Origin of the sequence: Anabaena sp. WA102, from assembly GCF_001277295.1 — a bacterium.
In the GTDB taxonomy this organism is placed as follows: domain Bacteria; phylum Cyanobacteriota; class Cyanobacteriia; order Cyanobacteriales; family Nostocaceae; genus Dolichospermum; species Dolichospermum heterosporum.
This window is the reverse complement of sequence record NZ_CP011456.1, coordinates 1,982,845-1,995,346: the sequence shown is the minus strand read 5'-3', so window position 1 is coordinate 1,995,346 and position 12,502 is coordinate 1,982,845. Positions and strand designations below refer to the sequence as shown.

Here is a 12,502-nt window from a genome sequence, read left to right as displayed (position 1 = left end):
ACATAGTTTTCTTGAATCTAGAAGTTGGAAATTAAATTAAGGCATTTTACTATGAATAAAATTGAAAATAAGCAAAGACTATTAGGGATCGATTTATGCCGAGGAATCGCTGCTTTTGCTGTTGTTGTTGTACATTCCGGTGATGAAACCTGGGGAATTCCTGTAACTAATGGAGCATTGCATTTCCGATTATTCTTTTATTTTGCTGTCCCATTTTTTCTGGCTACATCTTTCTTCTTCATCATCCGTAACCTAAGTGAAAATATTGATTTACATTTTTTACGGATAAAACTTCAACGCATCTTTATCCCCTACTGTGTGTGGAGCATATTATATATATTTTTTGGAACAATATTTTCTTTTATTGCTAATCAACCTGATAGGTTTAATCAGTTGTTTAAAGACCCACTTTCAACTATTTTTTTCGGTGGTGCATCATATCATCTCTATTTCTTACCACTTTTATTATCAGGTATTTCATTAATATTGTTGCTAAAATATCTACTAAAACACAAATTTAAAATCCCAATTATGGTTGGTATATCTATTATTAGTATGATTATTAATAGGGTAATTTCATTATCAGGAAATTCTTTCCAGTTAAATCCTAATACTGCGTTCTCTGGATTATTAAGCTTGCTCGATGCTAATTCAATATATTACTCATTAGCTAGATTTTTATTTGTTCAGATTTCCTGGATTTTGATTTGCCTACCCTACTTTTGTATTGCTGTAATTTTGAACCATCTACTCTTGAAAAATGAGTCGTTTGTATTTAAAAAGAGTAAATTTTTATTTTTCTTATTTTTATCCATATTTATTTATGTCAACACTTTTCGTGAAATATTCATCTTACCTGAATTAAGCAATATTATTATTGCTTTTTCCTTGTTATTTATTGGGATTTGTTTATCAAATTACTTACAAGAAAGTAAAATAATTAAGAGTTTGGGTAATTGTTCATTTGGAATTTACTTAATTCATCCTATTATCAAAAAAATAACTGGAATTATTTTGACTTTTGCTGCTCCTCAAATAACCTCTCAAATTACTGTTACTTCTATGTTATGCTTATCTATGCCGAGTTTTTTAATGAGTTGGTTAGTTATAAATTTGTTAATGAATAACAAACATCTTGCTCAGTATATGTTTGGTATTAGGGTTAATTAAAAACAGCAGTGGGACTAACTCATCTACCCTGATATTAAAGAAATCCTAATTCAGACAGATATAAACTTTATTTAGATATTGCCAGCAAGACAGTATCAGAAACTGAGGTTATATCTCAAGTTTTTCGAACCTAAATTTAACTAATTGATTTTTCCTAATTTCATAATATGCACATACTAATTGCTGCTTTACATAGACCTACAAAACCAACAGGTGTTTGCCGCTACGCTGCAAATTTGGCTCAATGTCTAGCTGATACTCCAGATGTTAACAAAGTGACCTTAATTGTCGGAGTATGGCAGAAAGATTACTTTCAACTATTTTTTAACTCCCCAAAAATTCAGTTAATTACTGTAGATATTAAAAATAGTTCCTTGGCAAGAAATATCTGGTTTTTACTAGGTTTACCAAAATTGGTAAATAGTCTTTGTCCTGATATAGTTCATTTATCTTTTCCCTTTCCTTTTCTCCGTTCACTTTTTCCTTGTCCTGTTGTTTCGACAATTCACGATTTGTATCCTTATCAAAAACCAGAGGTGTTTGGATATCCAAATGTGATCTTTAATCGGTTCTTTTTAAAACAATGTATAGAATATAGTGATGGTCTTACCTGTGTTTCTCAATCTACATTAAGCAGCCTTAAATCATATTTTCCGAAAATTCAAACACTCAAAACCATTTCTGTTATTTATAATTACGTGGATTTTAGTGATATTATTGCTGAAGTACCTACTAATTTAGATATTAGTGATCAGGATTATTTTTTATTATGTGTTGCTCAACATCGCAAAAACAAAAATCTAGATTTATTAATTCAAGCATTTTCTTTATTGAAGAAATATGAGAATTTAAAAGATAATGCTAAGTTAATTATTGTTGGTAGTACAGGACCAGAAACAGAGATTTTATTACAGCTAATTCATAACTTATCCCTTCAAGAACAAGTGCTACTAATTCATACAATTAAGGATAATGAATTATGTTGGTTATATCAAAAATGTCAAGTTTTTATTGCTGCTTCATCTGAGGAAGGTTTTTGTCTACCTTTAGCAGAAGCTTTATATTTTTCCTCTCCTGTGGTGTGTGCTGATATTCCTATCTTTAGAGAAATTGGTAATTCTAGCTGTTGTTATTTTGATCTTCAAGGTAATGCTGTTGAAAATCTCTCACAAACCATTATTTCTACTTTAGAAAAGTCTTTAAATAAAACTGCTGATAATTTTCATTTTTCTAAATTGGATATAGCAGATCAATATCTAAAATTTTACAGCAACACTTAGTCACTCGGTATCCCCCACCCGCTCTCTGCTCCCCTTGCCAACTACTGGTATCAGGCTGCTTATAACAAAAATAACTTAGCATAACATCCTCCCGTCTCTAACAATTCTTCGTGAGTTTTATCATAATTGGCGCGAATATTGATAACAAAACTTAGGTTTTAGAAGGCTTAAAAGCAGGCGATCGCATATTCATATTTATTGACCTACCTAAAACCTAAGAAAAAGAGGATATCCCTGTTCTGTCAGATTGGGATATGCTCAAAATGACTTAATCATTTGATTCTATAGGTATGGGTAAAGCAAAAGCTAAATATTACATATATATGGCTCTTCTCGTCTTGTCAAGGTCTATTTTTAGCTATGTTTAGTATATTTAATCCCCGCAAGGGGACTGAAACTTTTATCAAGGATTTAGTGGGTTAATAATTTCAATCTCAAGAACCTTTAAAACCATGAGATCATGAGATCATGTAGACTGTTTTGTAATTAAACTATCATCAAAGGAGTCTGAACAAATGGAACAAAATCGTAAGTCAACGGCAATCATTACAGGTGCTTCTTCGGGAGTTGGTTTGCAAGCAGCAAAAGCTCTCGTAGATAAAGGAAACTGGCACGTTATTATGGCTTGTCGTGATTTAATTAAAGCTGAAAAAGCTGCTCAAAGTGTGGGAATCCCCACAAATAGCTACACACTCATGCAAATTGATTTAGGCTCTTTAGAAAGCGTTCGACAATTTGTAAATAATTTCCGAGCCAGTGGCAGAACCGTAGAAGCTTTGGTTTGCAACGCTGCCATTTATATGCCTTTAATTAAAGAACCTTTATTTTCTCCTGAAGGATATGAATTAACCGTTACCACAAATCACTTAGGACATTTTCTCCTCTGTAATTTGATGTTGGCAGATTTGCAAAAATCACCTGCGACTGATAAACGATTGGTAATTTTGGGTACTGTTACCCACAACCCAGATGAATTAGGTGGAAAAATTCCTCCTCGTCCAGATTTGGGTAATTTTGAAGGTTTTGCCGCAGGTTTCCAAAATCCCATTTGCATGATTAACGGTAAGGAATTTGAACCAGTCAAAGCCTACAAAGATAGTAAGGTATGTAATGTTCTGACGATGCGCGAACTACATAACCGTTTTCATGAATCTACTGGAATTACTTTTAGTTCTCTCTATCCTGGTTGTGTGGCAACTACGGCTTTATTCCGCAATCACTATCCGTTATTCCAGAAAATTTTCCCCCTTTTCCAAAAGTATATCACTGGGGGATTTGTGACTGAGGAATTATCAGGAGAGCGGGTGGCAATGGTGGTTGCTGATTCTGAATACAAACAATCTGGTATTTATTGGAGTTGGGGAAATCGTCAAAAAGAAGGTAGAACATCTTTTGTGCAAAAAGTTTCCCCCCAAGCAAGAGATGACGAAAAAGGTAAGCGGATGTGGGATCTTAGCTATGAGTTGGTAGGATTAGGAAAAGAATCTGAAAAAGCAAAATCTCTAATTTAATTGGTCATTAGTCATTAGTCATTAGTCAGTTGTCATTTCATTGGTAAGGGGGGAAAAATTTCCCCTGTTCCCTCTTGCCTCTTGCCTCTTGCCTGTTCCCTCTTGCCTGTTCCCTCTTGCCTCTTGCCTCTTGCCTGTTCCCTCTTGCCTGTTCCCTCTTGCCTGTTCCCTCTTGCCTCTTGCCTCTTGCCTCTTGCCTCTTGCCTCTTGCCTCTTGCCTCTTGCCTCTTCCCTAAATTGAATAATAAAGTGGAAAAGATTTCGCATCTTTCGGTTTAACATAAACCTTTTTTTGTGGTTCTAATTTTAATTCATCGAACCGTTCCCGTGTTAAGTGGGCTGTCATCATTTGTCCATCATCTAAGGTTAATTCAACTTGAATTTCCCAGCCTAAATGAATGATTCTGCTGACAGTAGCTTGTGCTGTTGTGCCATTACCAACTGTTTCAATGATGATATCTTGGGGACGCAAAAATGTTTCTGGGTTTGTTGATTCAAAACCACTACTTTGGAAGATTTTTGCAGAACTGGGTAATACATTTACAGGACCAATAAAGCTCATCACAAATGCAGATGCGGGATGATCATAAATTTGTGCGGGTGTTCCTACCTGTTCTACTTTGCCTTTATTCATGACGACAATTTCATCAGAAACTTCCATTGCTTCTTCTTGGTCATGGGTGACGAAAACTGTGGTGACATGAACTTCGTCATGGAGACGACGTAACCAAGCTCGTAAGTCTTTACGAACTTTGGCATCAAGCGCTCCAAATGGTTCATCTAATAAGAGGACGTTGGGTTCTACAGCCAAAGCTCTAGCTAGGGCTACCCGTTGTCTTTGTCCGCCGGAAAGTTGGGAAGGATAGCGATCGCCTAATCCACCTAATTGTACCAGTTCTAGTAACTGTTCTACTTTTCCCGCAATTTTCTTTTTGGGGGCTTTACGAATTTCTAAGCCAAAGGCGATATTTTTACGGACAGTTAAATGTTTAAATAGGGCATAGTGCTGAAACACAAAGCCAATATTTCTTTCTTGGACACTTTGAAAAGTGGCATCTTTGCCCGTTAAAATGATTTTACCTGTATCTGGTATTTCTAAACCAGAGATTAACCGCAACAAGGTAGACTTACCAGATCCCGATGGACCAAGTAAAGCCACCAGCGAACCACTCTGAATTTCCAGGTTTACCTGTTCAACCGCTTGGAAACTACCAAATTGTTTAGAGACGTTTTCAACTACTATGCCCACTGGTGCTACACCTCTGCAAATAATCTACGGTTTTTAAGTAGGAATACCGTACTTTATATTTATATCATAAATATTGGCAGTTGTATCATTAAAATTCATGAATTAAGTTCACATTTAACCAAACAGTATTTCATACTCAAAACCATTACCCCAAAGACCCAACAAGCGGTAGAATTAACAACCAACCCCAATCCCCCCCTTGATATGTATTGCGACTACCTGGTACAAATCCTCACCGCCCGCGTCTATGATGTAGCCCAAGAAACACCATTGGAATATGCCCCAAATCTTTCCAACCGCATTCATAACAAACTCCTCCTCAAACGGGAAGATATGCAATCGGTTTTCTCCTTCAAACTGCGGGGTGCATATAACAAAATGGTCAATCTCACACCAGACCTACTTAAACAGGGTGTCATTGCGGCTTCTGCGGGGAATCATGCCCAAGGTGTGGCTTTAGCTGCCAGTCGTTTAGGAACAAAAGCCATCATTGTTATGCCCGTAATTACGCCCCAGGTGAAAATCAATGCTGTCAAAGCCCGGGGAGGAGAAGTTGTATTACATGGCAATAATTATGATGATGCTTACGCCCACGCCCGACAATTAGAAGCAGAAAAGGGGTTGACTTTTATACATCCATTTGATGATCCTGATGTTATCGCTGGTCAGGGAACAATTGGTATGGAAATCCTGCGCCAATATCAGCAACCTATTCACGCTATTTTTGTGGCTATTGGTGGTGGTGGCTTAATTTCCGGGGTTGCAGCTTATGTTAAACGGTTGCGTCCTGATATTAAAATTATTGGTGTTGAACCTGTAGATGCTAACGCCATGTATCAATCATTGCAAGCTGGCGAACGGGTACGATTGTCTCAGGTGGGTTTATTTGCGGACGGTGTAGCGGTACGGGAAGTGGGAGAAGAAACCTTTCGGCTATGTCAACAATATGTGGATGAAATTATTTTAGTGGATACAGATGCTACCTGTGCGGCAATTAAAGATGTGTTTGAGGATACTCGCTCTATTTTAGAACCTGCGGGGGCGTTAGCGATCGCTGGTGCAAAACTCTATGCAGAACGAGAACAAATTCAAAATCAAACCCTCATCGCCGTTGCTTGTGGTGCTAACATGAATTTTGACCGTTTACGTTTTGTGGCAGAACGGGCAGAATTTGGCGAACGTCGAGAAGCTATTTTTGCAGTCAGAATTCCCGAAGAAAGGGGTAGTTTAAGAAAGTTTTGTGACTGTATTGGTAAACGCAACCTGACAGAATTTAACTATCGCATTGCCGATGAAAAAGAAGCGCATATTTTCGTAGGTGTGCAAATAGAAAATCGTGCTGACGCTGCGAAAATGGTCGAAAATTTTGAATCTCACGGTTTAAAAACCATAGATTTAACAGATGATGAATTAACCAAACTGCATTTACGTCACATGGTAGGAGGACATTCTCCTCTTGCAGAAAATGAACTCCTTTATCGCTTTGAATTTTCCGAACGTCCAGGGGCATTAATGCAGTTTGTAACTTCTATGTCTCCTGATTGGAACATTAGCTTATTTCATTATCGCAATAATGGCGCAGACTATGGACGAATTGTGGTAGGAATGCAAGTTCCTCCCCATGAAACAGCAGAATGGCAATCATTTTTAGATAATCTTGGTTATCACTATTGGCATGAAAGCGATAATCCGGCATATAAGTTATTTTTAGGATAATTTTGATATATCCCCGACTTCTTCAAGAAGTCGGGGATATTTAACGATGTGAGAGTTCCAAAAAACTAATAGTTTGCGGCATAAAACTAGATGAACTTTCCCAATAATCTACTTTATTAACTTTTATTTTTAATAAAGCAATATTGGGTTCATCTATGCCTTTAGGAAACCAAACTTCTAATCCTGGCTGCCATTTTGATTGAATTTCCTGACGTTCTCTTGTTAACTGGGCTGTTCCTAATATGGAAACAAATCGTTCTTGATTAGGTGCGGAAAAACTCACATTCACCTGTTGATGATGTTGAATTTCTACGACTTTATGGGAATTAGCTGGGGTAAAAAACCAGAGTGTGGCATCATTATCAATTTCATTCCACATTGACATGGGACGACTATGTAAACTGCCATCATCATCAATTGTGGTTAACATCCCACATTCAAGACCTTCAAGCAATTTACGCAATTCCTGCACTTGTGGTTTTGTGTCTAAAGATTGTGTCATTATTTCTAGAATTCTAGTTTTATAAACATTAGTGATATTTTTAGTGTTAAGGTTTTTCGATTTATATACGTGAGTCTAAAGAGGTAATTATCAAAATCTGTTCTTACCAATTTATGACTAAATAAATATGCCTTAAATAAGATGTCACTTGGATAAAGTCATAATTAGAATATTATGGGGTGGGCATCTTGCCCGCCCATTTTATTTTTAACTCAAATTAATTACCCAATCACGTAAATGTGAATTTACTTGTTCAGGAATTTCGTCATGGGGACAATGACCGGCTGTGAGAAAATATTCTGTTAATTGGGGATAATATTCATGAAACTTTTGTGAACGTTCTCGCGCTTTCATCCAAGGATCTGCTTCTCCCCATAATAACAATAAAGGAGAAGTTAATTGTTTGAGTAAGATGTCAACTTTCGGACCTTGAGGACTGCTAAAAACAGAAACAAATACATCTAACGCCCCTTTATCAAAAGCCGGACGCTGAATTTCTGCTACTAATTGATCTGTAATTGCCGTTTTATCAAGATAAACTTTTTCTAATGTTCGGCGAATTACCCACTTTTGGCGGGTATATTGAAATAACAAAGATTGCGCTAAACGTTGTTTAAAAAACCATGTAACAGTTTTTCCTAGAAGTTTTTGCAGAGGATTTATAGAAGGTTGAATTTGATTTTCCGGTTGGGAAAATGGACCTGCACTATTCAGTAATACTACACCTGCCGCACTGTCAGGACGTTGGGAAGCAACGCATAAACAAGCGTAACCACCTAAAGAATTACCTGCTAAAATGGTCTTTTGACCAATAATTTCACTAATAAAATCATGGAGTTGGTCGCGCCACAAGTCACCGCTATACTGTAAATTAGGTTTTGCGGAACGCCCAAATCCTAAGAGGTCAATGGCAAATACTTGGAAATCTGCACTCAATTCTGTGATATTCTTGCGCCAATGGTCTGTGGAAGCACCAAAACCATGTACCAATAGCAAGGGTGGACGTTGGGTTTGTGCTGCTCCTGCTTGGACATAGTATACGTTGTGTCCGCGCCATTGCCAATATTGACCAGGAATCGGATTTGTAGAAGGAGTGGTACTTGTTTGCATATTGCGAAGAAATATTAAGTTACTGTGAATAATTGTAAATTAAATTATTTAACAACGGACAACTGACCACTAACAATTGACAACTAATAAAAATAAAAATGATTACTGGAAAAACACAACTTTTGGGAGTTATTGGACATCCTGTGTCACATTCTCTGTCACCATTGATGCACAATGCGGCTTTAACTAAACTGGGATTAGATTATGTGTATTTGCCTTTTCCCATTGCACCGGAGAATTTGGAGAGAGCGATCGCCGGGTTTGCTAGTATTGGTATGGTAGGGTTTAGCATTACAATTCCCCATAAACAAGCAATATTACCGTTATTATCGGAAATTTCCCCTATCGCCCAAGCTATCGGTGCAGTGAACACTGTCACTCGTCAAGGTGATAAATGGGTGGGGACAAATACAGACGTGGAAGGATTTATTGCCCCATTACAAACAACATATCATCAAGATTGGAGTCAGAAAAGAGCGGTAATTTTAGGAAATGGTGGTGCAGCGAGGGCTGTTGTTGCTGGTTGTATTCAACTCGGTTTGGCAGAAATTCATGTTGTCGGGCGGAATTTACAGAAATTACAGGCATTTCATCAAAGTTGGCAAAATTCACCCTTTGCAGATAAATTTCAGGTGCATGAATGGACAGAATTACCAAACCTACTTCATCAAGCTAACTTATTAGTAAATACGACCCCTATAGGAATGTATCCCCATATTGAAGAATCGCCATTGAGTAGCCAAGAAATTAGTTATTTGCCTGATGCCATTGTCTATGATTTAATTTACACCCCTAAACCCACAAAATTTTTGCATCTAGCCGAAAAACAAGGAGCAATTATTATTGATGGTTTAGAAATGCTAGTCCAACAGGGTGCAGCAGCCTTAAAAATCTGGTTGCAACAAGATACTGTTCCCGTCAATGAAATGCGTCAAGCATTGCAAAATCACCTGGGGATATAGCAGAAATTAAGCTTGGATGTATCTATCACAGTTGGTGATGGTTGGGTGAGATGATGTGAACAGATATAGGGTTTTTTGGTTGTAACTTGGTGTTATTAATGGTGGGTTATGTTGTTGCTAACCCACCGAGAGTATTACTTATTTTAATTAGCTCAAAATAGCAAATTTTCAAAATCAGCAAATGATTTATAAATACAGACTCTGGAATCAAATTAAGTAGGTTAGCATTGAAAAAAGATTTGATAGATAATGTTAGGATAATTATATAATTACATGAATAAGGGTAAAGCAAGAGCTTCATTGGTGTCAACTTAACGTAAAACCTCTATCCCGCAAAGAACTCAAGTCATCTCATTCCCAGTCAGAGACTGGGAATGAATTCTAGAAGGCTCTGCCTTCAATAATATTAGAGGCAGAGCCTCATCAACTGCATTCCTAGTCAGAGACTAGGAACGAGATGTGGTAGGGATTTGAGCTTAAGTTGACACCAATGAGCATTGCTAAACCCCTACATAATTTATTGATTTTTTACTACTAAAATACCTACTGCCAAACGTAGATAAGTAGAAACAAAATAATCCAGATAACATCAACAAAGTGCCAAAACAAAGAAGTGGCATTTATGCCAAAATGACCATTATCAAAATTACCAGGAACGAAAGAACGCAACAAGACAATTAACTGTAATAGAATACCCGTAAAAACGTGCAAACCGTGAAAACCAGTTAAGAGATAAAACATTCCTCCAAACGTACCAGAAGTAAAGCCAAATTCTAATTGACTCCATTCCACAGCTTGTCCAAAAAGGAAATAACCACCCATAGCCATTGTTAAAAACAACAACAGCCGATAAGTCTTTAAATCATGTCTTTCCAGAGCTTTTTCGGCAAAGAAAATCACAAAACTACTAGCAACTAAAACAACTGTATTAATGCTAGGTTCTTTAACTTCCAAACCAGAAACACCAGTCGGCAACCAATTAACAGCAGAAGTTTTGTAGATAATATAGCCAGCAAAGAAACTCAAGAAAATGACACTTTCCGATAACAGAAACACAATAAAACCAAACATTTTACTGCCTTCTTCATCATGTCCATGCTCATGACTAACATGATCCAAATCATCAGGAGAAACAGAACTATCCATTGTTAAAAAACTCCAAAACTAGGAAACTAGTAATTAGGAAAAAAGTAATGAGAAAAACTATAGCGATTCTAAATAAGACGTAAAAAATTCTCTTCCTTCTCTTCCTCTGCGCCCTCTGCGTCTCTGCGGTTCGTTATAAAAAAAAATCAAATTTACACATCAAATAGAATCGCTATATTACCCATTACTCATGTTCAGAAGATGCCATTAATTCAGACTTACCATAACCATAAGGCTCACAAGTAACAATCGGAATTTCTTCAAAATTCTCAACAGGAGGAGGAGAAGAAACAGTCCATTCCAAACCAATTGCTCTCCAAGGATTAGCAGGAGCTTTTTCCCCATCCATCCAAGAAATCAACATATTGAAGATGAAAGGAAGAGTAGACATTCCTAACAGAAAAGAACCCAAACTAGCAACAATATTCCAACCAATTAACTCAGGTGCATAGGAAGCCGCCCGGCGTAACATCCCTTGTAAACCTAAAGGGTGCATGGGTAAGAAATTCAAATTTGTGCCGATAAATGCTAACCAAAAATGGATTTTGCCCCAACCTTCGTGGAACATTCTGCCCGTCATTTTAGGAAACCAATGATAGATAGCGGCATACATTCCCATAGTTACAGTTCCATAGAGAACATAATGGAAATGTCCGACAACAAAATAGGTATTATTAACATGAACATCTACAGGAACAGAAGAAAGCATAATTCCTGTAATGCCAGCAAAAACAAACATTACCAAACCACCCAAAGCAAATAACATGGGTGTAGTGAGGCGAATTTTACCGCCCCAAATAGTTGCCACCCAAGCAAATACCTTAATCCCTGTGGGAATAGAAACAAACATGGTTGTCACCATGAAAAACAACCGTAGCCAACCGGGAGTACCACTGACATACATATGGTGTACCCAAACAATGCCGCTAACTACAGCGATTAACATGGAAGAAATGGCAACGACTTTATAACCAAATAAAGGTTTGCGGGAATAAACCGGGAAGATTTCTGAGAAAATCCCGAAAATAGGCAAAATAATCACATAAACTGCGGGGTGAGAATAGAACCAGAAATAATGCTGGAACATCACCGGGTTTCCGCCTTTAGTAGGATCAAAAAAGGCAGTTCCCACTGTAATATCAAGAAGTAGCATGACCGCCCCGGCTGTTAAAGCTGGCAGTCCAAATAACTGGATAATTTGGGCGCTAAATACTGCCCAAACAAAGAGGGGCATTCTAAAGAAACCCATTCCCGGCGATCGCATTTTCACAATAGTAGTGACAAAATTTACCGCACCCATAATCGAGGAGACACCGGAAATAGCCACCGCTAATAACCAAAGAACTTGACCATTAATCAAGTTTCCCGTGGGGTTTTGGGTACTAACGGGGGGATATGCCCACCAACCAGATTGAGCAGGTCCACCAGGGACAAAGAAGCTAGACATGAGGAGAATACCCACCACAGGAACCATCCAAAAGGCGACAGCGTTGAGGCGGGGAAATGCCATATCTCGCGCCCCAATCATCAAGGGAACGAGGTAGTTAGCCATACCAACAAGAGAGGGAAACGTCCAGAGAAACAGCATCACTGTTCCGTGCATAGTGAACATTCCGTTGTAGACTGTGCGGTCTATTAAATCAGCTTCGGGGGTGATGAGTTCCCCGCGCAAAATCATGGCAAAGATACCGCCAACTAGGAAGAAAATAAAAGAGGTAACGAGGTATTGAATACCGATAACCTTATGGTCTGTACTAAAACTGAAGTAGGTTCTCCAGGTTTGGGGCGGTTCATGGTGATGTGATTCACCAGTGATATGAATGGGGATGTTAGCCATTTGTCAGTTGTTAGTGGTT

Annotated in this window: 10 protein-coding genes; 5 read left to right on the top strand and 5 right to left on the bottom strand. The window is 37.8% G+C overall.

Annotated features, from left to right (window positions below; translation table 11 throughout):
- The first annotated feature begins 51 nt into the window (after positions 1-51).
- The 3 genes from AA650_RS08825 (at position 52) to AA650_RS08815 (ending at position 3,961) form a co-directional block, all read left to right on the top strand.
- Complete coding sequence (locus AA650_RS08825; RefSeq protein WP_053538725.1) at positions 52-1,170, top strand: acyltransferase family protein; 1,119 nt, start codon at positions 52-54, stop codon at positions 1,168-1,170.
- Positions 1,171-1,337: 167 nt separating this feature from the next.
- Positions 1,338-2,450, top strand: a complete 1,113-nt coding sequence (locus tag AA650_RS08820; protein WP_053538724.1) for a glycosyltransferase family 4 protein — start codon at positions 1,338-1,340, stop codon at positions 2,448-2,450.
- Between the two features lie 515 nt (positions 2,451-2,965).
- The gene (locus AA650_RS08815; RefSeq protein WP_053538723.1) at positions 2,966-3,961 is read left to right on the top strand and encodes a protochlorophyllide reductase; all 996 of its coding nucleotides are present in this window, start codon (positions 2,966-2,968) and stop codon (positions 3,959-3,961) included.
- A gap of 232 nt (positions 3,962-4,193) precedes the next feature.
- Here the strand turns inward: AA650_RS08815 and AA650_RS08805 are convergent, their stop codons facing one another.
- Positions 4,194-5,210 (bottom strand): sulfate/molybdate ABC transporter ATP-binding protein, encoded by a 1,017-nt coding sequence (locus AA650_RS08805; protein ID WP_053538721.1) that lies wholly within the window; start codon positions 5,208-5,210, stop codon positions 4,194-4,196.
- A gap of 144 nt (positions 5,211-5,354) precedes the next feature.
- On the opposite strand from AA650_RS08805, the gene ilvA reads away from it, so the two are divergent.
- Positions 5,355-6,926 carry a threonine ammonia-lyase, biosynthetic gene (ilvA, locus tag AA650_RS08800; protein WP_257720909.1) on the top strand — a complete coding sequence of 524 codons (1,572 nt, stop codon included), beginning with the start codon at positions 5,355-5,357 and terminating at the stop codon, positions 6,924-6,926.
- A gap of 40 nt (positions 6,927-6,966) precedes the next feature.
- Here the strand turns inward: ilvA and AA650_RS08795 are convergent, their stop codons facing one another.
- Complete coding sequence (locus AA650_RS08795) at positions 6,967-7,428, bottom strand: pyridoxamine 5'-phosphate oxidase family protein (protein ID WP_053538720.1); 462 nt, start codon at positions 7,426-7,428, stop codon at positions 6,967-6,969.
- Positions 7,429-7,635: 207 nt separating this feature from the next.
- A complete protein-coding gene (locus tag AA650_RS08790) occupies positions 7,636-8,538 on the bottom strand; it encodes an alpha/beta fold hydrolase (RefSeq protein ID WP_053538719.1) in 903 nt (300 codons plus the stop codon).
- Between the two features lie 98 nt (positions 8,539-8,636).
- Between AA650_RS08790 and AA650_RS08785 the strand changes: the two genes are divergently transcribed.
- Entirely contained in the window at positions 8,637-9,500 is an 864-nt protein-coding gene (locus AA650_RS08785; protein WP_053538718.1) for a shikimate dehydrogenase, read from the top strand.
- Positions 9,501-10,043: 543 nt separating this feature from the next.
- Here the strand turns inward: AA650_RS08785 and AA650_RS08780 are convergent.
- Positions 10,044-10,646 carry a cytochrome c oxidase subunit 3 gene (locus tag AA650_RS08780; RefSeq protein WP_039199341.1) on the bottom strand — a complete coding sequence of 201 codons (603 nt, stop codon included), beginning with the start codon at positions 10,644-10,646 and terminating at the stop codon, positions 10,044-10,046.
- 184 nt (positions 10,647-10,830) lie between these two features.
- The gene (gene ctaD / locus AA650_RS08775; protein ID WP_027401301.1) at positions 10,831-12,483 is read right to left on the bottom strand and encodes a cytochrome c oxidase subunit I; all 1,653 of its coding nucleotides are present in this window, start codon (positions 12,481-12,483) and stop codon (positions 10,831-10,833) included.
- Positions 12,484-12,502 lie beyond the last annotated feature (19 nt).